The organism is bacterium (assembly GCA_016789445.1).
In the GTDB taxonomy this organism is placed as follows: Bacteria; Patescibacteriota; Minisyncoccia; order Phycocordibacterales; family UBA2100; genus UBA10103.
The window spans coordinates 58,760-84,789 of sequence record JAEUQT010000001.1 but is presented as its reverse complement, the minus strand read 5'-3'; the positions used below and the strand labels follow the sequence as shown (position 1 = coordinate 84,789).

Below are 26,030 nucleotides of genomic sequence, written 5' to 3'. Positions count from 1 at the left end.
CTCAATATAATAGGATGTAATGACTTACGCGCGGACCGCGTCTCTTCTGTCGTTAATCTCGATCCTCATTGCATCGCCCGCTGCGATCTTTGCGCTCACCTGTCCGGCGGATCAGCCGAAGGTCAATTGCAGCGTCGGAGGGGCGGTGACGGAGGCGTGCGGCAAATGCCCGCAGCTCGAAGAGACGATTACTCCTTCCACCGGTAGCGCTTCAACGCAATCGAATCAGACGGGCAACAAGAATGAGTGCGATAAGGTGAACATAACCGGTTACATGAGTACTAAGACCTGCTGGAAGGCGGGCATACAAGGAGGCAAGCAGATGCCGTCCTGTACTGTCGCTGGTCCGACATGTCAGAGCTTGCTCTACGAAGCCAAAGAGGCGATGCAGAACGGTGAGACGAATATCGGGGGCACTCAGCAACCCGGACAGACAGGAAGCGACATCCCGCAGACATCTGCGCAGGAATATTATGAGGGATTGCAGAAGGCATTCGGTGAGCTTCCGCCGGATCCGACGCCGATACGCGATCCTGGCTCCTCTGGATTCGATGATCTCAATCAGGCAATAGATTCTCTGGGCGGTAGGCCGCTCACGGCTCCTGCAAGCCAAGGTGCTCTCGAGTCGCTTGCGCGACAACAGGCCGACTCATTGAATGCAGTGAGCGATATCACCGGCACAAAAGTGAATCCGGTCGATACGGTTTTCGGTCGGATGCAGCAGTATCTGCAGAATCCGACTTCAATCGCGCCACCGCAGGGATGGAATTTCGCACCATCTCCTTCGGGTGGTCCGGGGTCGTTCGTATCAGATACGCCGTCAACAGGAGGTACATTCTCGAATCCATGGGCGTCGATGGCGGAGAATCTGCCTGGCGTACAGTCATCAGCAGGATCGGCGATCGGCAATGCGCTTGTGGCTGCCCAAGAAACTGCATCCAATGCATGGCAGGGAGTGAGGGATTTTGCAGCTGCTCAGTGGGAAAAGGCGATGGCGGTACTCACGCCGACTGAAGAGGCTCTGCCTGGAGCGGGGCTACCCGATGCGCCTACAGGAAACGAGCTTCCTGTCATTGATGTTGCACGGGGTGCCGATACTCCGATCGCCGGATTGCCGCAGAATGTGACGGAACTCGCACAGATGCTTGATAGCCCACAGGTCGCTGAGGAAGTACGGAGCGGTTATGTGAACGAAATACTTGGCAGCAAGGAGCAGGGTTGGACCCCTTCTTCGGACCAATACAAGGAAGCTATCGGTATCGTACAGTCCGCGCCCGATGATCGTGGCATGTTTGCACGAACGATGGATCGCTTCATTAATTATTCCGATCGAGCACAGACACTAGCTCAGCTTAATTCAGGACTTCAGGAAGCATCTCGTGCAGAAGCTCTGGGAATCCTTAGTTCGAATGCGTCAGGATTAGCAGCGAATGGTCAGATGGCCGCGCTTCCGGAATTCAGTGATGCAGCCGTGCAAGAACTGCTTGAAACTACTCCTGAGGGCGCACGTGTATCGGCTGCGTCGCAGCGGGCGAATGATAAAGCTCTTGCGCTACAAAGCACCTCCGCAAATCTGAAGGAAATAGCGGGAAATGCCATTGACGTCCGTGATCAATTGCGCGCTCGAGTTGATCAGCTTGCTGCGCTTGAGGCGATGGGAGTGCGCGATATCCCGGAAGGCGACGTGAACTCCTTGTTGCGCGAGACATCGGATCAATTGAAGACGGTGAATTCGAATCTGGAGAGGATGCTTGATGGCAGTGATCCGGCCTTTGAGAAGCAGATGTACGATGCCGTGCAAGCGCGCGCTCAGGTAAATGAGATGTTCGGGTTCGGAACGTTGTTATACAAGCCTATTTTCGGAGGGGAAGCAGGTTTGCGCGACCTTGGACTTTTCATTAGCGACCCCGCCGCGTGGCGCGAGGGCGTGATCGCGAATGCGACAGCGCAGGTCGTTACGCAATCGGTTGATCAGGCGAACAACTGGACCCTTGCGGGAGGCTTTGCTGGGGCGTTGCCAGTAGCAGGGGTGCTTGGGAAGACTACAGGCATTGCGGCCGCTCAACAGATGGGTATAGGAGCAGTAAAAGTCGCAGGCATCGGATCCGTGGGCAACCCCCTCGGTAGTGCATTTGATGGTGTGTCTGCTGCCGGAAGAACCCTCTTCGGAAGTGGAAGTAATACAGGCGCAGGCGGAGCAGCTGCAGCTGCTCGCGCTGCGGATTTGGATTTCAATCCAGCGTTTGCAGACGATCTTTCTGGGGCTGAATCGCGATTTGCGAATGCATATACGCGCAGCGCGCGCGAGGCTGTTCAGGCGGAGGTTGCATCAGGTACGGTCGCGCCAGAAGCATTCGAGAGAGCTGTATATAACCGTCTGCATAATTCGATGGGTAAGACAGACTTCGTCACATCGGGTAATGGTAGGAATGTGATGAATGCACTGGAGAGCGAGATGCGGGCGCGGGGCATCGTCCCTGAGGCAGGATTCACTCCTGCACCTCGGCCCGTTGTCGTGCCGGATGCGGGTTCGTCTGCACCGCTGCCGAATAATAGAGCTATCAGCGTTTCTTCACGCCCGGCATCGCAGTCACCATTCTCGACGAAGCCGCGAGCGGCGGCGGAAATACCGCCAGTTGCTGCTGGATTGCCTGCGTCTGGATTGAGTACGCCGGCCGCTGCATTCACCTCTTTGCCGACGCGATTCTCGCAAGCGTTAAGTAATGTCGGAGATGCAGTGCAGGGTGCAGTGCAAAGCGTTCGTCGTGTTGCAGCTCCTGTCGCGTTGAGTGTCGGTATGCTGACGAATCCATTGCCACCGATTCCGGTTGCGGGTATTGATGTGCCCATAGTCAGTTCGGTTACTCCTGCGCAAGGAGCTCCTGCCTCGCAAGCCACTCTTCCCGTGACCGTCGAAATTGACGGCATTAAGGGAGTTGAATCAGGTGCTGCATCGACATATAACCCAGCGAAGCCGGGCTGGCGCACCGGCGGGACGAAGCTGGCTACCGGCGCACGGTACAACCCTAAAGCATACGAAGCGGCGCTTCAGACGGATTTGGCGGCGAAATATCAGATGGGGCACGGGAACTATCCTCGCAATGGATTCGCATTGGTTGAACAAGGAGATAAGAAGCTCATCGTAAAGATCAATGATAATGGTCCTCTCGTTCCGGGAAGAATCATTGATCTCAACGAGGCGTCAATGCGCTATTTAAGTAATAACAAATATGGGAATAACAGTGGCGTGTTGAATGATGTGAAAGTAACCGTGCTCGAGGGTACTGGTTATACACCTGGACCCGTAGATGGCAGTGCTACTCTCGTTGCACGAGTTGAGACTGCGCCCCCTCCCAATACCGTCTCAGCTCAAACCGCCACTGTTCCTCCCGTGCAGAACGTGGTCGTTACTCCCGATGAGCTGGCATCTCGATCTCTCACTGCTAATATTCCTCCGCGTGCACCGGTCGGAACTCCGCAGCTAGAAGCGATCAATCCGCTTAATGAGGTCGATGATTTCTTCGGCCGAATCTTCACGCCGACGGAGCAGGGTGTAAAAGACATCGTGAATCAGGTCATCAAGCAGAATCCATATATTCCTCGCACGAAACTTGCGGCACAAGTCTTGAAGGAGCAGCCATCGGCAGTGGGGACGAGTGCATATAAGAAGCTGCGTGACAACGTGGCGCGTGAATTGGCAGGGCGTCGCGATGGTCAGGGTGGAGTCAGTGCTGCTGAGGCGGCGCGTGCAGATGCTGAAATCGGGCGGCAGCTTGCGGTCCTGAACGGCGAGCTTCAGCCACAGCGCACTATCGGTGAGGTGGCGAAGGCGACTGGTCGCCCGGAAATTCCGGGATTGGAGGGGAAAGGGCATTTCATGGTTCCGCTCCAAGCTCCGGAGACGTTGCCAAAACGTGTTGCGATCATAATGCACCAGACAGAAGGCTCGTATGCTGTCGGGCATGCACGAGCGCAGATGTCGAGGCCGAATAAAGTCGGTACAACTATCTGGGTGGAACGTGACGGCACCTTCTATTGGGCAGCTCCTGAGAGTGCCAATCCGAAGCATATTCGAAGTGGAAGCAGTTTGCGTGGAGATAATAAATATATCGATAACTCTCAAACGCGCGGAGTAATCACCAGCGAGAATACGATAGGCATTGAATTTGCGGGTAATCCGCCGGGACGCCTCCAAAATCCGCTTACTGCTGAACAGCTCGATACGGCCGCTAAACTCGGGCGTTTCTTGCAGGAGCGATACAACATTCCTTCAGATAAAGTGTATGCCCATTCATGGGTGCAGCATAAAGCTGAAAGCAGTGCGCGTGTGGCAGACCGATATGTTGAAGGTGCTGCAGCAGCGAATGTGGTGCGTATGCTCGGATATCGTCCGGGAATTGATTCTGCTGCCGACTTTACCTCTGTTTCCGATCGCGCACTTGTAAATACCGCTGTAGCGAACCTGCCAGCAGGTGGTCCGTTAGATTCAACCGTCCGCACTGCGCTTCGCGATATGGGCGGCGGGGTATTGGTTGCAGAAAATGTCGCGGTACCGGACGCTCCGGCAGCTGCAATCGCGGATGTTGCATTCAATCGTGTGTCGCCCTTTAGTGCTGCGCCGCAGTCGGGAGGGGAATTGGTGAGAAATTTTACCACTCCGTCTGCGCTTGAAGCCACATCACCGCTTAATGTGCGTCCTTCTCCTGTTCTGGTGAGCGAACCGGCGCCCGTCGTGCGACCGACTGAGCCTACGCCAGTCGCCGTGAATGAGCCCGCTCGAACTCCAGGCAGTGCCGCTGAGCCGCGCGGATTCTCCCCGCTCGATCTCATAGAAGTACCGATTGCCATCGGTAATGCGCCGTCATGGGTCGCTAACAGAATCGCTGACGCGGGTTCGTATATCCGCACTGCATTAGTCGGTCCGGCAGTTCCGGAAAACCCTCGAGGCAGTGCGAACACGCCTTCCTCGGGTCAGGTGGTCGCATCAAACGAACCGGGCGTACCGGTGCGTACACCGGAAAATACTGAAATCTTGCCATCACCAACAGGGCAGTCGCTTGAGCCAGTTGCACCGACGGTGCTTGCGGAATCGCGTCCGATTGCAATAACGCGGGTACCTTTGACAGAAGGGGAAATGATTCGCCCGACGACTCCGACCTCGATCGCGCTCAATCCGTCGAATCGATTAGGTAATGAAATCGTGCAAGTTGCGGAGCGTCCCGTTCAGATCGCATCGAAGACCGTTCGTGTGGAAGATATTAGCGGTGCTGATGCGACCGCGGTAGCTTCTGCAGAAGTGAAGGGGGCGCTTACCGGTGTTGAGGCGGCTGAGGCGAAGGCGGTCGCAGCAAAAGTGTTCCTTGCTGAGCTCGATACCTCGAAGAAACTCGCTGATAACGTAAATCGCTTGATGAGTGCGTATTTCAATCAAGGAAAAGTACTTGATCCGCAATCGCTCAGCAGTGCTATTCAGAAGTCAGTCGCTCAGGTCAATCGGTTCGAGCGCGCGATCGCCGATGCGGAAGCCCTAGGCGCACTTGATGCGGCTACTGCCGCTCGAGTTCGTGAATTGTTCGAACCAGTCAAAAGCACTTCGCAGTTGCTTGAGACGCAGCGCCCGCAGCTGATGAGGCTTGTCCCGAATAGTCACGGCAAGGTATCTCTCGGAGCGACATTCGGTGTAGATGGGGCCGCGGAAGGGTTGCAAGCAATCAAGACTACCCCCGCGAGATTGAGTGATTCACTTGCTGAACGGCAGGCACTGGAAACCGCGGCTCGAAGTGGAGCGGAGAAGACGATTGCCGCAGCAGATGCGGCTCGTGCAGAGGCGAAGCGCCTTGCTGAAGCCGAGCAGCTTCGTCTCGTCGAGGAGGCAAGGATCGCAGAAGCGCGCGCAGCGCAGATCGTGAATCAGGAAGGACCGGTCGCATATGTCCCGTCCGCAACACCGGGAACGTGGACTTCGGCAGACGCGCTCGCTGCACCGAAAGGTCCATTTGAAGTGTCGATTACGCGCGTTTCCGATACTCCGAATACGCCTCAAGGTCCTGCGGATCTTCCGGGACAGGAGCCCGGTGTTCCTTCGGGGCGCACACCGACGATTGCCCGCGAGGAAGAGATAGATCCTGCACTCAATCCGCCTCCGCTCCCGCGACAGGACCCTGAACTCCCGTTCCCGGAGAATACCGGCGCTCGTCCTGACGGCGAGATCTCCCCGACGTTAACGACCGGTGGCGGACCAATAACACCTGCGATAGCGGACGAAGGATTGATTTCTCGTACACGCAATGCGCTTTCCGATGCGTTTGCCCGTGCACGTTTCAATACGCAGGTCGGATGGTCACGACTCACCGGATCCGGTCGTCCTGCCGAAGTTACCGCTCCTTTGAACGATTCATTCGCGCAACGGCTCGATGCGTGGTCGCGTTCCGAGGGTAGTCGATTAGAGCGTATGCAGGAGCTCGCGACACTCAGGGAGGCGCTTCAGGTGCGTCAGCAGATAGTGGCGCGTAACGCTGCTGACCTTGCCGCTGTTACGCCTGAGCCGCAATCCGGGATTCCTTCGGTCCGTGATACTGAGCTTGCGAGCATGAACAAAGAGATGTCCACCGCTCTTACGCGTGGCGATGAATCGATCCAAGACCTCGTGCGTGCGGAAGAAGCGTTAGCGAAGAATACGCCGGAAGGTGATGCGGAAGCTCGTGCACTCGCGGCGAGCGGCTTGGACAAGGTGCGCGAACGGGCGGCGGCGGAATCACGCGCGCTCACTATCGCTCGCGCGAATACCGAAGTACCGGCTGACGACATGATCGGCCGACTCGGGCAATGGGAGGCGCGATATGGCGGTGCTGCACAAGCGGCGAGCGACGGAGGCTCGGGTGGAGCAGGTGGTACTACGGGCGGGTCGGGCGCAGCAGCGGCAGATGATGCTGAGCCGTCGCGCGCAACCCGCATCGCGAACGCACTCTGTCTCGGCGGACGCGTGCGGCAGTTCATTTGCGGTGCGCTCGGATTCACCGGTGTCGTGATGACGTACCAGCAGGTGACGGTAGACGGGGCGCCGCAAGAGACACAGAAGGACGCGACCAACTTCAATGGGATTCCAGTCAAAGATGATACTAGTGTGATATTCCAGATACCGCCTGGAGGCGGGACACCGGTGCCGGCACCGACACCTGATGATTCTAGCGATACGACATCATCCGACGCTCCGCGTCAGCCTGCTCCTGACCCACGCACTGATACTCCGCGTCCCGACCCTTCAGTCGGTCGCGATCTCGGTTCTGGAGGTCCGATCGCATATGGCGGCTATGGACCTGCAGGTTCAAGCGGAGGCGACGGAGGATTCTTCGGTGGCGGCATGAATATGTTGTCAGGATTGTTCCAAGGGCTCATGCAGTGGTTTACGGGTGGCGATGAAGAAGAGGGTGATCAATCCCGACCACAACAGCCATCGCAACCCGCATCAGAACCACCGGTCGGTGCGATCGTCGGGAACCCTCAGGTTATCGATGATGGCGACACGACAACACTCTCGTGGTCTACCGTGGGTACGGATGTCAGCAGCTCGACCTGTGCGATCGTGACGTCGGACTTCGCCGTATTCGCGCGCGGTGGACAGAATGGTTCGATCAACTCCGGTGCGCTTTCTGAATCGACGCGTTTCGGATTGGTGTGCAACGTGAAGGGTGCGCAGGATAAGCTCCTGAACGAGACACTGATCCGCGTCCGCGGCGATGACACCGATCCTCCACGCATCTTCACCGACGAGCAGATTGCGGCGAGTCAGGCATCACAAAGCAATCCGGTGCGACCTACTTCGCAGAATTCGTCCGCCCAGCAAGGATCGAATGATGGCTCAAGCAATAATCCGACACCGCAGGATGTCCGCACCTGTGATCCGGAGCAGGCGATGGACAGCTTCATCAAGTGTCTGTGTGAAGCAGAGCCGAATCCTCGTGGCTGCAGTGTCCCGCCGGGAGGTATCCGCTGAGATGAAGAAAATGCTATACTGACCCTATGACAACTCTCTATATCGTGCTGGGCGTTGTGGCGGCGATCGCCGTCCTCCTTATCATCATGTACAACCGCTTCGTCGCGCTCACCAATCGCGCGGAGGAAGCATGGTCGGATATCGACGTGCAGATGAAGCGTCGCTACGACCTCATCCCGAACCTCGTTGAAGCCGTGAAGGGCTACATGCAGCATGAGGCGGGCACGCTCCAGAAGGTGACCGAAGCTCGCACTGCAGCTATGGGTGCGCAGACCGTCGCGCAGCATGCGCAGGCAGAGAATATGCTCACCGACGCACTCAAATCTCTTTTTGCAGTAGCGGAGAGCTATCCGGACTTGAAGGCGAACACCAACTTCCTGGAATTGCAGCGCGAACTCTCCGACACCGAGAACAAGATCCAAGCAGCACGCCGCTTCTACAACTCGGTCGTCCAGGATCTCCAGAACGCGCTCGAACAGTTCCCGGGTAATATCATCGGCAACGCATTCGGGTTCAAGACGCGTGAATTCTTCGCTCTTGCTGAAGGAGAAGAGGCTGCTCGTCAGCCGGTGAAGGTTTCGTTCTAACGAAAAGAAAGACCGCCGAGAGGCGGTCTTTCAGTCTAGATTCCCAGCGACTTCGCATTGCGCATGAATTGCGCACGATCCTTCTTTCTCCATGCCTCGAAGCCGCCCACCTTTTTCCAGGAGCGGAAACCCAAGAAGAGCATGAGCCAGATGAGTGGCTCATCCGGCGCCGCCCAGAGCAGTATCGCTGCGGCAGCGAAGATGAGGATATCCCCGAACATCACGGCGCCCTGTAGAACATATCTCAAAGGCATGTATGCCTCCTTTCTCCGTCTAATGTCAAAATAGCACGTTCTTGATAGTTCCGTCATGATGCTTGATACTTGCTTCTATGGCATCCCTTTACACCCAGCAGGGCAGGAATATCCGTCGGACATGGCTCCTCATGACGGGCTTCCTCGTTTTCGTGATCGCGATCGGGTATTTCATCGCGTGGTATATGCAGGAACCGGGGCTTCTCTATGTAGCGGTGGCGTTCTCGCTCTTCATGAATATCTTCGCATACTGGTTCTCCGATAAGGTGGCGATCAGTTCCGCGGGCGCGCAGGAAGCGGATGAAAAGGAATTCCGCGAATTGCATCGCATACTTGAGAACCTCTCGATAACGGCAGGACTCCCGAAGCCACGCCTCTATGTCATCCATGATCCGGCGCCGAATGCATTTGCGGCGGGGCGTAATCCGAAGAATGCCGTTGTCGCGGTAACCACGGGCCTCCTGGAGCGACTTGATCGCAGCGAGCTTGAGGGCGTCATCGCGCACGAACTCTCGCACATCGGTAATCGCGATATTCTCGTCATGACCGTCGCGGTCGTTCTCGCCGGTTTCGTAGCTATGATCGCGGATATCTTCCTGCGCATGAGTTTCTGGGGCGGAGGCGATCGAGACAGTAAAGGGAATGCGATCGTGATGGTGCTCGGTATCATCGGTATCATCCTTGCTCCCATCGCCGCACAGCTCATCCAGCTGGCGATCTCACGCCGCCGTGAATTCCTGGCGGACACTTCCGGCGCGCTCCTTACCCGCTATCCGGATGCGCTTGCGTCAGCTCTCGCGAAGATCTCCTCATACGAGGCACCCATGGAGCGCGCAAGCCATGCTACGGCGCACCTTTTCATCTCGAACCCGTTCGGTGCGCACGACGCCGGCAAATTCGTCGCGAAGCTCTTCTCGACCCATCCGCCGGTCGAAGAACGCATCCGCGCGCTTGGAGAGATCAGCGTCTAAGATATGCGCCTTGATAGGGAAGGCAGGTTGGTCCGTACGGATATCTGGCGTGAGGGAGAGTATCTTGATCTCTGGAGCGTCCCGCATTTCCTCTCAGGCATGGCGGTCGCTTTCGCCCTTTTTTTCTTGGATTACACCGGCAGTGCGGCGTTCGTGATCGCGTTCCTCCTCTTGGTCGCCTACGAGATGTTCGAGGTCATTGCCGAAATCGAAGAGACACGATGGAACCGTGTGCTTGATGTGGTGGTGGGTATGGCCAGTTTTACACCCACATTCCTCCTCCTGCCGGGTATCCCACGAGGGTGGGCGATCGGTGCGTTCATCGTAGTCCTCATCCTTGATAGTGTCCTGAGTTTCTTCGGTTGGCTCGCATCGCATAAGGCCGCAACCCTTGAGAAGACGCTTAAAGCCGAGTTCGAGAAGGAGAAGGAGCGCTTTGTCTTGCGTCGTGAGGCGGTGCGCCGCCGGTGGCGCCGCCGTAAGGATCATTGGCACGCCACGGAATCAGTTTCAAAAGAGGAGCACTAGAAAAGCCGCGCAGTCTAGCTGCGCGGCTTAAAAGGTCATGGAGCTACAGATGCGGTGATTGCAGCCGCTTTTTCAGGCGGCGGGACAAAGTGATTGAGTGTCACGACGACGGTTGCCACATAGGCGAAGCCAGCCGTCAGTACTCCGAAGAGCCCCACTATCTTTGTGCGTTCCATCAAGAATCTCCTTTCCGCCAAAACTATACCTCGAATCCTACAGAAATCAACGAAAAAACGACGCTTCCGCGTCGTTTCTCGTCATGCGCCTTTTTGAGGGGCTTTATGAAAGATGCTTGGAGACGAGCTTGGTCATCTCGAACATGCTCACCGTACCCTTGCCGCCGAAGACCTTCTTGAGGGTCGCGTCAGCATTGATATTGCGCTTGTTCTTTGCATCCTGAAGATCGTGCTTCTTGATGTAAACCCACAGCTTCTTGACCACCTCTGAACGAGGCATCGGTCCTTTGCCGACGACTTCTGCGAGCTCATCGCTCACGCTCATCGGCTTCATGAATGCAGAATTGCTTTTTGCCATATGAATCTTATTTTAAATGGTAAGCCCCTCCCGCTATAGTAGCACCCTATAGGCTTGTCTAGGAGGGTAACCCTTAGGGGTGGGGAAGACCGCTTTGTTGTCGTGAGGACCGATTTCGGCTATCTTTGGGCATTGTCAGGTCTGAGGAGGGTTCGCATAGTGGTCTAGTGCACTCGCTTGGAAAGCGAGCGTGGGGAAACCCACCGAGAGTTCGAATCTCTCACCCTCCGCACTGAGTTTTTCAACAGCAGCCAGTGGCTGTGGGCGGATATCGGCATATGATGAGGGTACGTATCAGCCTCATCATTATTTTTCGCTATGTTCGAAGTAACGCTCATTCCTCTCCTTGCCGCTGCGGTAGCAGCGGTGATCGTCGGTTTTGCCTGGTTCCATACCAAGGTCTTCGGTGCCGCATATATGCGTAGTGTCAATCTGACACCCGAGCAGCAGGCGAAAGCCCGTAAGCGCATGCCGGTTTCGGTCTTCTTTGCATTTGTGAGCGCACTTCTGGCTGCGTACGTCCTTAATTACTTCGGTATCGCGTGGGGTGTCTATGACTGGGTGGGGGCGATCGAGTTGGGTATCTGGGTATGGCTCGGTTTCGCACTGCCGCCGCTTCTCGGTGCGGTCCTCTGGGAGATGAAGCCGCTTAAGCACCTTGCGATCGTCGGAGGGTATTGGCTCGTCAACTTCATCGTAATGGCGGTCATCCTGGTATTCTTGGCGTAATGCGCGCGCTTCCCATCGTTCTCGGGCTTCTTGGCATCAGTATCGTGGGATACGCTTTCTTTCATAAAACTGAAGTTTCGGCACCTCATTCGATAGTGCCGACGGAAACCCTGCTTCTCGCCGACAAACCGCTGCGCGTGGCGGTGGCTGATACTGATGCGCTCCGTGCTCAGGGCTTGAGCGGGAGTGCTCCGTTGGCAGACGACGAGGGGATGCTGTTCATCTTCGACGAGGATGGAGTGTATCCCTTCTGGATGAAGGACATGCTCTATTCCATCGATATCTTCTGGCTTGATGCGACAGGGAGCGTGGTCCATATCGAGAAAAACCTCTCGCCTGATACCTATCCTCAAAGCTTCACTCCTCATTCACCGGCTCGGTATGTACTAGAGGTACGTGCCGGATTCGCGGATCAGCACGACATACAAATCGGGACTCGTGCAAATCTTCCCGAATAGAAAACCTGCAGGAATGCTTCAGTGCGGGTTTATCCACAGCTCAAAATAGAAAGAGGGCAATTCGCTGCGCAGTATTCTGAGACAACTGAGCGTGCGTACGCCAGGGTAAAGAAAACTTGTCGTCCTAGAGGCGACAGGTGGAATTTTCTGCCCCCGGAATTACGCCGCCGGGAAGGGAAGTCGTTAGTAATTCAGGGAAAGTTATCAGCGACGTAAGGCGAGAGAAACGCATCTACGATGCATTTCCGAGCCGAGGAGCTGATACAGGTGCAGCCTTTATTAGCCATCTCGCTACCAAGCTTCAAGACGAATGTCGTATGGTCCAACTTACAATCACTAAACGTGACGGAACAAAGCAGCCTTTTAATGCTGATAAGATCAACCGCTCGATCGAGCGCGCCTGCGTGGGTCTTACCGATCCTATTTCGATGGTGACCCAGATCGCTACTGAGACACAGCTCACGCTCTACGATGGCATCACTACCGAAGAGATGGATCAGGCGACCATCAGTGCGGCGGTGCAGAACATCAAGGAGGACATCGAGTACGACAAGGTGGCAGTACGCCTCCTTCTGAAGACGGTATATCGCCGCGTGGTGGGTGAGTACCACGACGATGCAGGTGAGCTTGAAGCGAAGTATCGTGCGCATTTCCCTGAATACGTCCATACAGGCATCCAGAACGGCCTCTTGGACACCCGAATGGCTGAGAAATACGACCTCAACCTCCTTTCCCAGGCCCTCCGCCTCGAACGCGATGAGATCTTCACCTATGCCGGTCTTTCGTCGCTCATGAACCGTTACGCCTTGAAGGATCGCAACCAAAAGCCGATCGAAGCTCCGCAATACTTCTTCATGCGTGTGGCGATGGGTCTTGCCTATAACGAAGAGAATCCGAACGAAATGGCGCTCAAGTTCTATGAGCGCATGTCGCAGCACCTCTATATCGCCGGCGGCTCGACCAACCTCCAGGCAGGAACCTCGCGCCCGGCGCTTTCGAACTGCTTCCTTCTCGAGATGCACGACGATATCGATCACATCGCGAAGTCGGTAGCCGATGTCATGAAGATCTCGAAGGCATCCGGCGGTATCGGCGTTTCGGTAACGAAGCTCCGCGCCACCGGCTCGCCGCTCGCATCGTCGAACACTGTCTCTTCCGGCCCGACGCCGTTCGCGAAGATCATGGACACCGCTATCCGCGCCATCCAGCGTGGCGGCAAGAAGATGGGGGCGCTCTGCTTCTACATGGAGAACTGGCACATGGACTTCCCGGAATATATCGACTGGAAGCACAACGCCGGTGATGACTACCTTCGCATGCGTACCGCGAACACGGCCGTCTGGATCTCCGACGAGTTCATGCGACGCGTCGAGGCGAACGAGGACTGGTACATGTTTGATCCGAAGGAGACACCTGATCTCAATGAGCTCTACGGCCAGGCATTCGCAAAGCGCTATGCTGAATACGTCGAGATGGCAAAGGCGGGGCAGTTGCGCGCCTTCAAGAAGGTCCCTGCTTCCGAGCAGTGGCACCAGATCCTTGTCTCCCTCATGTCGACCTCGCACCCGTGGCTGACGTGGAAGGATTCGGTTAACCTCCGCGCCCTCAACAACAACACCGGCACGATCCACATGTCGAACCTCTGCACGGAGATCTGCCTCCCGCAGGATAAGAACAACATCGCCGTCTGTAACCTCGCATCGCTCAACCTCGCCGGACATATCGAAGGCCGTCAGCTCAACTGGCACAAGCTTGAGGAGTCCGTCCGCCTCGCAATTCGCCAGCTCGACAACCTCATCGACATCAACGTGCTCCCGATCGAAGAGGCAGCACGCTCCGACAAGGACAATCGCGCGGTGGGCTTAGGCATCATGGGCTTCTCTGATGCGCTCGAGCAGCTCGGTATGCCGTATGAGAGTGCGCACGCAGCGGATTTCGCTGATCGCGTCTTCGAATTCGTGAGCTACATGGCGATCGATGAAAGCGCAAACCTTGCTCGCACACGTGGTACCTACAAAAATTTCGCCGGCTCGCGATGGTCGAAGGGAATGGTCCCGCTCGACAGTATCCAAGTGCTTGAAGAGGATCGCGGCATGTCGACCGGCATGAAGCGTGAGAGCAAGAACAAGCAGCTCAACTGGGACCTTCTTCGTGAAAAGGTGAAGGGCGGCATGCGTAATGCAACGCTCATGGCGGTTGCCCCGAATGCGAACATCGGCCTCGTTGCCGGTACCACGCCGGGCATCGATCCGCGCTTCGCACAGGTCTTCTCGCGCAACAAGATCTCCGGCAAGTACATGGATATCAACCACAACCTCGTCAAAGACCTCAAGAATCTCGGTATCTGGGATGAGGTGAAGGACAAGATCGTGGAACTGCAGGGAGATATTTCAGCGATCAATGAGATCCCGTCGTACCTGAAGCAGATCTACAAGACGTCGTTCACGACTTCGCCGTACGCATACATCGAAGTCGCGGCACGTGCGCAGAAGTGGGTCGACCAGGCGCTCTCTCGCAATATGTACCTCGAATCGCGCGATATGGATGAGATGAAGCAAGTCTACATGACGGCATGGAAGCGCGGCCTTAAGACCACCTACTACCTCCACATGAAGCCTCGTCACACGGCAGAGCAGTCGACGACGAACGTGAACAAGGGTGCGGCGATCGGTAAGCGCGGTTTCGCAGCGGTGGCTACCGGCGCAGTCGCTGAACAGCCGACCGCATCTCCGATCCAGATGAGTCCGGTTACGGTGCAGGAAGTCGTTCCGATGCAGCCGAGCGCGTCCGCACAGCCGATCGTCGAGGCGGTCATGCCGCAATCGACGCCGGCAACGCGAGGATTCTCGCCGGTTGCTGCGCAGGCACCGCTCCCGATTACTCCCGTTACTCCCGCAATGCAGCAGTCCATTCCTGAAGTAGCGGCAGCTCCTGCAGAAGCACCGGTTGCACGCATGGGCTTTGCGACGGTCGCTGCTGCTGCGCCGATGGTGGCTCAGCCGATACCGGTACCAGCGGTCGTAAATGTGGCACCAGCTCCTGTTGTGAACGTCGCTCCTGCTCCCGTAGTCGCTGCAGCTCCTGCACCAGCAGCAACTCCGGTTCAAGCATCTGCGCCTGTAGCGGCCGCTCCGGTCATCAAGAAGAAGCCGCTCGTGTGCCCGACCGACCCCGCAGAGCTCGCGCAATGCGATGCCTGCCAGTAAGAGTCAATACGAATCGTTATAAATATTAGGTAACATACTGCGCATATGTTAGTTGGAAAAGCGTCTCCGGACGACATGAATCTGCACCCCATACGCTATCAGTGGGCGTATGATCTCTATCAGCAAGCGGTCCGCAACACCTGGTTCCCGCATGAGATCGCTCTTAAGGAGGATCTCGACGACTGGTCGAAGATGACCGACGACGAGCGCCACGCGGTGAAGTTCCTCATGGCGTTCTTCAACCCGGCGGAACTCATCGTGAACCGTTCGATCGCGCTCGGCGTGTATCCGTACCTCAAATCACCGGAATGCCATCTCTATCTCGCGAAGCAGATGTGGGAGGAGGCGAACCACTGTGTCGCGTTCGAGTATGTGCTCCAGACCTTCCCGTTCAATCGTGATGAGGTCTTTGCGATCCATACGCAGACGCCCTCGATGCTCGCCAAGGAGGCGTACATCAACAAGTACATGAAGCGCATGATGGAGGACACGCTCGACGTGGATACTCCGGAAGGGAAGAAGGACTTTATCCGCAACCTCGTCGCGACGAACATCGTGATGGAAGGCATCTGGTTCTACTCAGGCTTCATGGTCGCGCTCTCGTTCCGTCAGCGCAATCAGCTCCGCAATCTTGGCTCGATGATCAACTGGGTCATTCGCGATGAATCGCTCCACTTGAAATTCGGTATCAACCTCATCCACAATATCTTGGAAGAGAATGCTGATCTCGTGAGCGCGGATTTCGCGGCGGAGATCGCCGGTATCATCGTGGAAGGCGTGAATCTTGAGACCAACTACAACAAGGATCTCTTCCCGCGCGGCATCCTCGGTCTCAACGCCGACTACGTGAACCAGTACGTGCAGTACGTCGCTGACCGCCGCTTGGAAGAGCTGGGCCTCACGAAGCACTACAACGTCACCAATCCGGCGAAGTGGATGGCAACTTCCACCGACGTCTTCGAGCTCGTGAACTTCTTCGAGGCACAGAATACGAACTACGAGGTGGATTCGGGGTCGCACGCAAAACACAAGTAGGGGAAGAGTAGAGCGTATCGCGCAGCGGGTGCGGTTCTCTCGGGTCGCTATCTAGGCCTGCTGGCCTAGCCTAAGTCACGCATAAATCGCTGCTGCGATTTTGCGCGACCCTGCCTCGCTAGCGGGCTAGCTCCGGCCTTGCGACGGGGCCCCACCCCCGTCTCACTCGGCGGCGTCGCGCTGCGAAAGACCCCGTCAAAGCATATTCTGCAACCCTGTCTCGCTGGTGGGGAAAATAAAGAGGAGTAGAATGCAAAGATATGGAACCGCACTACGACTTCAGTAAGGAGGGGGATAAGATCTTCATTGAGGGATTCCATGCCCGCATCATCAATGGCCTCCTGCATATCGTCTTCACTTCAGGTGAGAAGAAGCATCCGTTTACCTTGCCGCTTGATCTCACGAAAAAGCTTTCGCGCGGATTGGCGCAGCAGGTAGAAGAAATCGAGACAAAGAATAATATCGTGATCGATGGGAGATTGCCGAACGAGCCGATGGTAAGCCCGATTCAAGCCAAGATAGTCGACGAGGACTCGCCGGAAGCGTAGCGATAGTTGCATAAATAATACAGTGTGGGATAATATATTCCTGCACTAGGCAGTCGCTGGCGAAAGCCAGAGGAAAGTCCGGACACGCGTGATTCAGTTCAAAAGGTAACGGGTAACGCCCGCCTGGGTAATCCAAGGGATGCGAGCAGAGACGCTGAAGGAGAGATCCCGAAGCCCCTCAAGTCTTCTTGAGGGTGAGGCCTGTCGAAATACAGGATTGAAACGGCAAAATTCCTACCCGCGTGCAAGGTCGTGTCACCGCAAGGTGGAGAACCGCTCGAGGTGCATGGCGACATGTATCCCAGATAAATGACTGTCCCCGACAGAATCCGGCTTAACGGTGCAGAACATGAAAAAGGACCCGCAAGGGTCCTTTTTCGCGTCTGTGGATGTCTCAGAATTCAACAGAGTATGCGTGCTATCATTTTTTTCATATGCCTCAGTCCAGTATTTCCGCACATGCGGAGCACTCTCACGTGACGCACTCTACTCGTTTCGGCGATACGTTCGCGCGGTGGGTTCTTATCGTTTTATTCGCCGTACTTCCGGTCGCCATCATTCCGGCGGCATGGACCGCAGTCTCACAGGGAAAGGTGCTCATCGCCGGGATCTTTCTCATCCTTGCGCTTGTCGCATGGGCCGTCACGCGACTCATTGAAGGAAGCATCCGCCCTCCGCGCTCGATGCTCCTGTATGTGACGCTCCTTCTGCCGCTCGCGTATGTCATATCGACCGTGGCAGCAGGTTGGACGAACAGCTCATTGGTAGGGCAGGGTGTCGAACAGGACACGCTGGTCGCGGTGATGGTCTGGTACGCGGTTTTCGCGCTTACCGCTTTCGTATTCAGTGACAATCGTCCGGCGATCAAGACGGCGGTGCGCTCGCTTTTCGTGGGTCTCTCGGTTCTTGCGGTTCTTGAGACGCTCTACGTCTTCTTCCCGGCCATGTTCTCGTTGGGCGGTGCACTCCAAGGTGCGACAGCGAATCCGCTCGGCTCCTGGCATGATCTGAACATCCTCATGGGTCTTGCGCTCTTCTTCTCGGTTGCGCTCTTCCGTTCCGGTATCTTCAGCGGTTTCTGGCGCGCTCTTCCGATCATCCTGGGCATCTTCTCCACGTTCCTGCTCGTCGTCATCCATTTCAGCGACGTCTTCTGGGGCGTGACCGCACTTGCGGTCGTCGCGGCGATTGCCGTCTTCCGTTCGGCGTACCAGGCAGAGAGTGTGAGTCTGAAGAATGCAGCGCTGAGGACCTTGCCGTGGATCGCGGTAGGTATCGTGATGGCGCTGCTCGGCCTTTTCGGTGTCCAGCTTGCAGAGAAATTCCCGACGCGTATCCAGCGCACCGAGATCGAGGTACGTCCGTCATGGCAGGGAACCTTCGATGTCGCCAAGCAATCGCTCGGCGCACCATCCTCACTTCTTTTCGGATCGGGACCGAACTCGTTCATCCGCGAGTGGGGGATGCATAAGCCGACGAGCGTGAATCTCACGCCGTTCTGGAACTCTGACTTCAATTACGGTATCGGCGTCATCCCGACATCGATCTTCGCGGTCGGCCTCTTCGGTCTTCTTGCGTGGGCTTCGATACTGCTCGTTCTCCTCGGCCTTCTCTTCCGGTTCATCCGCGAGATCCGCCCGCTGACGGCAGGCAGGACGCTCTTCGGCGCACTCTTGGTGGCCGTCGTCTATCTGGTGGCTTTCCACATGATCTACACACCGGGTGTCGCGCTCACCGGAATCACCTTCATGCTGCTCGGTCTTCTGGCGGTGGCGGCTGCGGGGGACGCAGCGCCTCGTGTAGCGCACGTCACGATTGGTAATCTCCGTGGACTCGTAGCGCTCGCGCTCCTGGTTGTCGTCTCCGGTGCTTCGATTGCGTCGGCGGCAGTGGCAGGGAAAGAAGTGCTCTCGAACATGCTGGTGAACAAGGGTGCGTACACCTACAGCACCTCGAACGATGCGACCGCGGCGGGTGCTTCCATCGAGAAGGCGCTCAAGCTCTCTCCGAAGAACGATCGCGCGCATCGTGCCGCGGCTGAGCTCGGTATCGTGCAGCTCGCCGCACTCGTCCAAGGAGGGAAGACCGATGAGGCGACGAAGGCGGCGCTTCAGTCGACCCTCCAGAACACGATCCAGCACGGTCTGACCGCCGTCGAGATCGACGGAGCGAACTACCAGAACTGGCTTTCGCTCGCACAGATATACTCGAATCTCGCGGGGGCGAACGTCGAAGGGGCGCTCACGAATGCGAAAGACGCATACGTGAAGGCGTTCGAATCACAGCCGACGAATCCGGTACCGAAACTCCGCATCGCGCAGATCGCGATCGCGCAGAACGATATCCCGACGGCGCGCACGAATCTCCAGGAAGCCATCGCGCTGAAGCCTGACTTCGCCGCGGCATACTTCCTGCTCTCACAGGTGGAGGCAGCAGCGGGACAGGGTGATCCAGCGGTTACTGCAGCGGCTCAGGCGGTACAGTTGGTTCCTGAAGATCCGGTGGGCTGGTTCAACCTTGGCTATATCCTCTATTCGGGTAAGTCATATCAGAACGCTGCCCAAGCGCTTGAGAAAGCGGCAACGCTCACGCCTGATTATGCGAACGCGCTCTTCATCCTTGGACTCACCTACAATGCGATGGGTCGAACCGAAGATGCGGTCCTCATCCTCACTCGTGTCGCACAGCTTAATCCGAATGAGACCTGGCTTCCGCAGCTTGTTGCGAACGTGCAGGCGAAGAAAGATCCGTTTGCAGGCATACAGCAGGCTCAGCAATAGCGGTCGAGGGTGATGTATGGGAGAATGCGTCATCGTAACGCTCTATGATGATGCTCTGGCGCTCCGGACGAGATACCATCCGTAAGACCTATACCGGCGCAGGGAAGGCTTTCGCCTTCCTCACGACCGAAGTGCGCGGCCTCCAAGCAGCCGCGTACATCCTCGCGCTTTCATCGCTGCTCTCATCGCTGCTTGCTTTGCTGCGCGACCGCCTGCTCGCGCACCTCTTCGGCGCCGGAACGCAGCTCGATATCTATTACGCAGCGTTCCGCATACCGGACGCGGTCTTCATCGGTATCGGTGCATTGGTGAGTGCGTACATGCTGATCCCGGAGCTCGCGCGACGTGACGGCGCGACACAGCGTCGCTACCTCGACAGTGTGGTCGCAGGATTCGGTCTCTTGGTCGCTTTGGTAGGATCGGTCGCATCGCTTGCCGCACCATGGCTTCTCGCGAAAGCGTTTCCCGTCCTCGTGGCGAACGGTTCTCTCGATGAATTGGTCACACTTACACGCATCCTCTTGCTGCAGGCGGTTCTTTTAGGGTTCTCAAACGTAGCGGCAGCGGTGACACAATTCAAGCATCGCTACGCGCTCTACGCGGTCTCTCCTCTGGTCTACAATCTCGGTATCATTTTCGGCGCGTGGGTGTTGTATCCGGCGTACGGCCTCACCGGATTGGTGTGGGGCGTCGTCATCGGTGCGGCAGCGCACCTCGTGATTCAACTGCCTTCAATCGCGTACGATGGCTACCTGCGACATATGCCGGTCTTGTCCGAGATGCGTTCGTTTCTTGAGACGATCAGGCTTTCTCTACCGCGTGCACTCGCGCTTTCCATGAATCAAATGGCATTCTTCGCGCTCCTGGCATTAGCGGGGACGCTCTCTGCGGGCTCGATTTCGGTATTTACCTTCGCCTATAACCTGCAAGGGGTTCCGCTCGCGATCATCGGTGCCAGTTACGCAACCGCCGCGTTCCCGACGCTGGCCTATGCGTTCTCGAAAGGGAAGAGCGATGTCTTCATGGCGCAGCTCAGTATCGCGGCCCGCCAGATCCTCTTCTGGTCGTTCCCCGCGATCGCGCTCGTCGTCGTGCTGCGTGCGCACATCGTACGCGCCATCCTAGGCTCCGGCGCATTCGATTGGACCGATACGCGCCTGACTGCGGCGGCGCTCGCGCTCTTCGTGATCTCACTTGCCGCACAAGGTCTCTCGCTCCTTCTTATCCGTGCCTGCTATGCCTCGGGAAAGACCCTGGTGCCGTTCGTCATCTCAGGGTTCTCCGCCGTTCTTACGGTCGTACTTGGGGTGAAGCTCTTGAGTGTGGTGCAGCACGGGGGGACGAATGATTTCCTGGAAGTATTCTTGCGTGTCGAAGATCTCGTCGGTACCCAGATCCTGATGCTTCCATTGGCCTATGCGATTGCGTCCGTCGCCGGTGCGCTCGCGCTCGCGCTCTACTTCCAAGCACGCTTCGGTACCTTCTTTTCGGAGATCGGACGGACACTCGGGGAATCGCTGGCGGCTGCATTTGCGGCCGGAGCAGCGGCATATGCCACTTTGCATATCATCGGCGACATCACGCTCTCTTCGACGCTTCTCTCCGTGATGCTGAAGGGCGGAGCTGCGGGCCTCATCGGCTGCATGGCGGCGACGCTGGTCTATTTCGTCCTCGGCAGCAGGGAATACGCAGAAAACGCCCAAGCGCTGCGGCGCCGTATCTGGCGCGATGTCGAACCAGTCAGTTCTGCCGAACAAACGGCTTAAAACCTTGTTTTTCAGCGGTTTTTAGCGCACACTGAGCCCGTGTCCAGCCACATCCGCAACTTTTCGATCATTGCACCCATCGTCGCCGCAACCACGGCTCCTTGGAAACCCACGGTTTCCAACGGCCGCACAGCGGCCTGCCTTCCTCCACGGGAAAACTACAGTTTTCCCGACCCCTTTCGAACAATGTGCGCTCTCAAGTCCATGCTTCTGTACACTGCGTAATGTATGTCTTCACATATCAGAAACTTTTCGATCATAGCGCACATCGACCACGGGAAATCGACCCTGGCCGACCGCATGCTCGAGCTCACGGGCACCATCGAGAAGCGCCAGATGAAGGCGCAGGTCCTTGATCGTATGGATCTTGAGCGCGAGCGCGGTATCACCATCAAGATGCAGCCGGTCCGCATGAACTGGAAGGTGGACGGCTCCGAGTACGTACTCAATCTCATCGATACGCCGGGTCACGTCGACTTCGCCTACGAAGTCTCGCGTGCGCTCTCCGCAGTCGAGGGCGTCGTGCTTCTCGTCGATGCGACGCAGGGCATCGAAGCGCAGACGCTCTCCGTCCTTTCGACGGCCCGAGAGCTCAATCGTGTGATCATCCCCGTAGTGAACAAGATCGATGCGCCGCATGCGCGCGTCGATGATGTGAAGAGCGAGATCGCTCTGCTTCTGAATTGCGATGAGAGCGAGATCCTGGCGACATCAGGAAAGACGGGTCTCGGCGTCAAAGAGCTGCTTGATGCCGTGGTGAAGCGTGTACCGCCACCACAGGCGACAGGAGACAAGATGCAGGCGCTCATCTATGATTTCTCGTACTCCGATCATCGCGGCGTCATCATCTATTGCCGCCTTTTCGGCGGAAGCGTCGCGAAGGGGGACTCTTTGAAACTCGCTGCGGCGAACGCGACATTCACGGCGCTTGAAGTCGGCATCCTCTCTCCGGACGAAGAACCGCGGGCGAGCCTCAGTGAAGGAGAGATCGGATACATCGTCACCGGTATCAAGAAGCCGGGTATCGCGAGTGTCGGCGATACGTTGGTCGCCGCACGTATGTCGGCGGAATCACTCGGCGGGTACCGCCAGCCGGCGCCGGTCATCTGGGCATCGGTGTATCCGGAATCCCAAGATGATCTCGTGCAGTTGCGCCAAGCATTGGAACGATTGCGACTTTCGGATTCGTCGCTCTCCTACGAAGAAGAATCAAGCGGCGTCATGGGCAAGGGATTCCGCTGCGGATTCCTCGGCATGCTCCACTTGGAAATCATCGTCGAGCGCTTGAAGCGCGAATTCAGTCTCCCGCTCGTCGTCACGATGCCGACGACGGTCTACGAGATCACCACGAACACCGGCGTGGAAGAGATCTATAATCCCGCGCGTTTCCCGGACGATGGAACGCTCAAATCGGTGCGTGAGCCATGGGCGGCTATCTCGCTCATCACGCCGTCTGAATATATCGGGGGCATCACCCAGATCCTTTTCGATCACGAAGCCGTAGTGGGTGAGACCGAGACCTTGGCCGACGGCAAGATCAAGCTCTCCGCTGAGATGCCGCTTCGTGAGTTGATGCGCGGATTCTTCGACCGCCTGAAGAGCGTCTCTTCCGGTTTTGCGTCGCTTTCATACGAACTGTTGGGTCTGCGCACCGCCGATGTCGTCCGTCTCGATGTGCTGGTTGCGGACGAATTGGTTCCCGCCTTTGCACGAATCGTCTCGAAGCGTCGTGTGCGTACCGAAGCGGAGTCGCTCGTCGAGAAGCTCGAGAAGCTGCTCCCGAAGCAGTTGTTCGAGCTCAAGATCCAAGCGAAATCCGATGGCCATATCGTCGCTTCGCGCCGCAAGAGTGCGATGCGCAAGGATGTCACCGGCTACCTCTACGGGGGAGATATCACCCGCAAGATGAAGCTTCTCGAGAAGCAGAAGAAGGGTAAGAAGCGCATGCTCGCGCGCGGCAAGGTGGACATCCCGCACGATGTTTTCCTGAAAGTCGTGAAAGGTGGTGAAGAGTAATCCTTGCCGGATTTCGGTCAAAAAGTCGAATCCGCTAGGCGCGGAGAAAGCGTTGCGCGAAGCGTATTTGAGCATACGATGAGCGCAACGCAGAGGTGAGGCGGGGTTGGGACCCCGTCGCAAGGCCGGAGCAGCTCGGCTGCGAGGCGGGGTCACGCAAAATCGCACCAGCGATTTATGCGTGATCCGCAACGACGCGGATTCGAGATTTTTGGGCGAAAGCCTAGATAATGAGGTCGACGAGGCCTGGAGCGAAGAACAGTACCATGCTGATGATGATGAGTACTGCGACGACTGCCCAGATCGCGTTCAAGACCTTCTTGGTCTTTCGGTGAAAGAGGAAACTCATAGGGTGATAAGATTATACGGCTATGTATCGCTATGAGCAACGGCGTGACCCGACCCGCTTCATGTGGCGGCGTCTCGCCGCTGTCGGTCTTTTGGTAGTGCTCGCGATCGGGGTCCGGGGTGTCTGGGGGGTCTACAAGAAGGAGGTGGAATCCCGGAAGCTTCGCGTGGAGGCGGAGGCGAAGCTCAGCGATCTCAAGCAGCGCGAAGCCGAGCTCCGGTCCGACATTTCGGTACTACGCACTGATCGCGGTGTGGAGGAACAGTTGCGCGAGCGATACGACCTCGCGAAAGACAATGAGGGTGTTGTGGTCATCGTCGAGCCGCCGGCACCCCCGCCGGAGCCGCGACCGACAGGTTTTCAGAAGTTCCGCGGGTGGTTTTCGTGGTAAATCCGCTTTGCTATAGTTGGCGCGAAACGGGATTAGTTTCGGCGGATGATATGAGAGCAGGGCCGGGTGCCGTTGTCAGGATGTATTCGCACGATAGGAACGCGGGATTAGTTTAGTGGTAGAACGACTGCTTCCCAAGCAGTAGATACGAGTTCGATTCTCGTATCCCGCACCCGAATAGATTGGGTTTCGGTCTCAGGATATACTTTCGGAATGGAGAGCTTCCCTCGAAGAATCGTTGCCGAGAGGTCTCAACAGGAACGCCAGCCTGAAAAAGTACCACAGGGCGAGGTCTTGGGGTTCGATGATATCGCATCGGTAGAGACCGTAAAAGGTTCCGTATATCGCTACCTACCGGACGGGACTACTCAGCGCTACAAGAAAGTGGAGGGGAAAGAATATGATGCCCAATCGGCACTTGTATATGTACCTGACTACACCTGGTTCAAAGCGCATGCGCCGAAGCATTTATTTGATCGACTAGGTGACAACGAGGCGATATATACCGAGAGGTTGCTCGAATATGTCCAGAATCCTCGCAAGGACGGCAAAAAGGTATATATCGTTGACGGTACCGGCAGGAAGATCGAGACCAATAAGGAGATTAAAGAAACAAAGGGAACAATATATCTGGCTTTTCTATCCGGAGATGCGACCGAATTCACGATTCCTGTCTCGCATGTCCCTAAAATAGGTTTTATGACGTTCGATACTCGAACCTATGCTGATGCGAATACGGGGGAAAGGATGCGAGAGCGGCATCTCGGTAACCGGGTCGCTAAAATTGTTCGGAAGTCCGAATAAATGGCTGGGGATAACTGAAATGCTATAATAATCCGACTTTAAAAAGTAAAGCGCATGACTCTATGACCAATTCACCAGTAGCCATCTATTCAACGCCGACGTGCCACTTCTGTGGTATGACGAAAGAGTTCTTCAAGGAGCACAACGTCGAGTATGTCGAGCATAACGTCGCCGCAGACGTCGAGAAGCGCAAAGAGATGATCGAGAAGTCCGGTCAGATGGGCGTGCCGGTCATCACGATCGGTGAGAACGTCATCGTCGGGTACGACGAAGAAGAGCTGCGCCGACTTCTTAGCCTCTAATTTGGCAGATATCCACACATATAAAAACAGTATACGCGTCCATGTACGCGATTGTTCTATTATTTAATAATGCGTAGGTATTCTGCTGAAACTATTGCCTCACTTAAGCAGGATCGAGCGAAAGGCCATTCGCTATCGCAATTAGTTGCAAAGTACCAGATGTCAAAGACGAACGTTTGGCATCACGTGAGAGAAGTCGAGCTAGCGCCGGAGATTAGAAAAGAAATTCGGGCGTACTTGGGAGGGAGCAAGGCTGAAAAGATGCGAGAGTGGAAACGTGCCGAAGAGGAGGCGCAGTTAATACTGAAAAATATACAGCCGACTGCGGTATGGCCAGCGCTCTATGCGGCACTATATTGGGCAGAGGGTACCAAAAGCAGCTTTGTTTTCACGAATACGGATGAGCGCATGATAAAAGTCTTCCTTTCAATGCTTCGGGACTTTCTTTGTGTCAAGAATTCCGATCTTGATTTTATGATACGGACGTGTGTACCTATGAATCCGGAATCCTGTCGCAAGCATTGGGCCGCTGTGGCGGAGGTCTCGGTATCTCAGATACGTATCAACCATAACGATAAACATAATAAGAGCCATACCCAATATGGGATGTGCCGAATCACGTTACGGAAAGGCTCGTACCAGTTAAAACTGGTTCATTGCCTCTTTAAAACGATTGCTGATAAGATGCTGGAGCACAGCTCCCGTAGTTCAATGGATAGAACGAACCGTTCCTAATGGTTTGATGTCAGTTCGATTCTGGCCGGGAGCACACACATAAT

18 protein-coding genes, 3 tRNA genes and 1 other RNA gene are annotated in these 26,030 nt (G+C 56.3%); 19 read left to right on the top strand and 3 right to left on the bottom strand.

Translation table 11 applies throughout. The annotated features are described in order from the left end of the window. Window positions 1-19: 19 nt before the first annotated feature. Entirely contained in the window at window positions 20-7,993 is a 7,974-nt protein-coding gene (locus JNK62_00505; protein MBL8158003.1) for an N-acetylmuramoyl-L-alanine amidase, read from the top strand. Window positions 7,994-8,019: 26 nt separating this feature from the next. Further along, window positions 8,020-8,580, top strand: coding sequence for a LemA family protein (locus JNK62_00500; protein ID MBL8158002.1), 561 nt, complete (start codon window positions 8,020-8,022; stop codon window positions 8,578-8,580). A 35-nt stretch (window positions 8,581-8,615) separates the two neighbouring features. Here JNK62_00500 and JNK62_00495 read toward each other — a convergent pair whose 3' ends face one another. Beyond that, window positions 8,616-8,834 (bottom strand): hypothetical protein, encoded by a 219-nt coding sequence (locus tag JNK62_00495; GenBank protein ID MBL8158001.1) that lies wholly within the window; start codon window positions 8,832-8,834, stop codon window positions 8,616-8,618. Window positions 8,835-8,911: 77 nt separating this feature from the next. Between JNK62_00495 and JNK62_00490 the strand changes: the two genes are divergently transcribed. Further along, complete coding sequence (locus tag JNK62_00490) at window positions 8,912-9,805, top strand: M48 family metalloprotease (GenBank protein MBL8158000.1); 894 nt, start codon at window positions 8,912-8,914, stop codon at window positions 9,803-9,805. 3 nt (window positions 9,806-9,808) lie between these two features. Further along, the gene (locus tag JNK62_00485; GenBank protein ID MBL8157999.1) at window positions 9,809-10,333 is read left to right on the top strand and encodes a hypothetical protein; all 525 of its coding nucleotides are present in this window, start codon (window positions 9,809-9,811) and stop codon (window positions 10,331-10,333) included. A 35-nt stretch (window positions 10,334-10,368) separates the two neighbouring features. Here JNK62_00485 and JNK62_00480 read toward each other — a convergent pair whose 3' ends face one another. Both JNK62_00480 and JNK62_00475 read right to left on the bottom strand, forming a co-directional pair. Further along, entirely contained in the window at window positions 10,369-10,509 is a 141-nt protein-coding gene (locus tag JNK62_00480) for a hypothetical protein (protein ID MBL8157998.1), read from the bottom strand. Window positions 10,510-10,612: 103 nt separating this feature from the next. Beyond that, on the bottom strand, window positions 10,613-10,834 hold the full coding sequence (locus JNK62_00475) for a hypothetical protein (GenBank protein MBL8157997.1): 222 nt from the start codon (window positions 10,832-10,834) through the stop codon (window positions 10,613-10,615). A 178-nt stretch (window positions 10,835-11,012) separates the two neighbouring features. Here JNK62_00475 and JNK62_00470 point away from each other — a divergent pair. The 15 genes from JNK62_00470 to JNK62_00400 all read left to right on the top strand — a co-directional run bounded on the left by JNK62_00470 (window position 11,013) and on the right by JNK62_00400 (window position 26,020). Next, a tRNA-Ser gene (locus JNK62_00470) sits at window positions 11,013-11,097 on the top strand. A gap of 88 nt (window positions 11,098-11,185) precedes the next feature. Then, entirely contained in the window at window positions 11,186-11,596 is a 411-nt protein-coding gene (locus tag JNK62_00465; protein MBL8157996.1) for a DUF1761 domain-containing protein, read from the top strand. Next, window positions 11,596-12,054: a DUF192 domain-containing protein gene (locus tag JNK62_00460; protein ID MBL8157995.1), complete on the top strand. Its 459-nt coding sequence runs from the start codon at window positions 11,596-11,598 to the stop codon at window positions 12,052-12,054. The genes JNK62_00465 and JNK62_00460 overlap by 1 nt, the downstream gene beginning before the upstream one ends. Before the next feature lie 317 nt (window positions 12,055-12,371). Continuing rightward, a complete protein-coding gene (locus JNK62_00455) occupies window positions 12,372-15,260 on the top strand; it encodes a ribonucleoside-diphosphate reductase subunit alpha (protein MBL8157994.1) in 2,889 nt (962 codons plus the stop codon). A 45-nt stretch (window positions 15,261-15,305) separates the two neighbouring features. Further along, window positions 15,306-16,295 (top strand): ribonucleotide-diphosphate reductase subunit beta, encoded by a 990-nt coding sequence (locus JNK62_00450; protein MBL8157993.1) that lies wholly within the window; start codon window positions 15,306-15,308, stop codon window positions 16,293-16,295. A 260-nt stretch (window positions 16,296-16,555) separates the two neighbouring features. Then, on the top strand, window positions 16,556-16,843 hold the full coding sequence (locus tag JNK62_00445) for a hypothetical protein (GenBank protein MBL8157992.1): 288 nt from the start codon (window positions 16,556-16,558) through the stop codon (window positions 16,841-16,843). A 37-nt stretch (window positions 16,844-16,880) separates the two neighbouring features. Further along, an RNA gene (rnpB, locus tag JNK62_00440) (RNase P RNA component class A) lies at window positions 16,881-17,196 on the top strand. 81 nt (window positions 17,197-17,277) lie between these two features. Next, window positions 17,278-19,623 (top strand): tetratricopeptide repeat protein, encoded by a 2,346-nt coding sequence (locus tag JNK62_00435; GenBank protein ID MBL8157991.1) that lies wholly within the window; start codon window positions 17,278-17,280, stop codon window positions 19,621-19,623. 44 nt (window positions 19,624-19,667) lie between these two features. Further along, window positions 19,668-21,389: a hypothetical protein gene (locus tag JNK62_00430; GenBank protein MBL8157990.1), complete on the top strand. Its 1,722-nt coding sequence runs from the start codon at window positions 19,668-19,670 to the stop codon at window positions 21,387-21,389. 228 nt (window positions 21,390-21,617) lie between these two features. Then, a complete protein-coding gene (lepA, locus tag JNK62_00425) occupies window positions 21,618-23,405 on the top strand; it encodes an elongation factor 4 (protein MBL8157989.1) in 1,788 nt (595 codons plus the stop codon). A 371-nt stretch (window positions 23,406-23,776) separates the two neighbouring features. Further along, window positions 23,777-24,145: a septum formation initiator family protein gene (locus tag JNK62_00420; GenBank protein ID MBL8157988.1), complete on the top strand. Its 369-nt coding sequence runs from the start codon at window positions 23,777-23,779 to the stop codon at window positions 24,143-24,145. A 101-nt stretch (window positions 24,146-24,246) separates the two neighbouring features. Continuing rightward, window positions 24,247-24,317, top strand: a tRNA-Gly gene (locus JNK62_00415). Between the two features lie 41 nt (window positions 24,318-24,358). Then, window positions 24,359-24,949, top strand: coding sequence for a hypothetical protein (locus JNK62_00410; GenBank protein ID MBL8157987.1), 591 nt, complete (start codon window positions 24,359-24,361; stop codon window positions 24,947-24,949). A gap of 62 nt (window positions 24,950-25,011) precedes the next feature. After that, complete coding sequence (locus JNK62_00405) at window positions 25,012-25,251, top strand: glutaredoxin family protein (protein ID MBL8157986.1); 240 nt, start codon at window positions 25,012-25,014, stop codon at window positions 25,249-25,251. A 697-nt stretch (window positions 25,252-25,948) separates the two neighbouring features. Then, window positions 25,949-26,020, top strand: a tRNA-Arg gene (locus JNK62_00400). Window positions 26,021-26,030 lie beyond the last annotated feature (10 nt).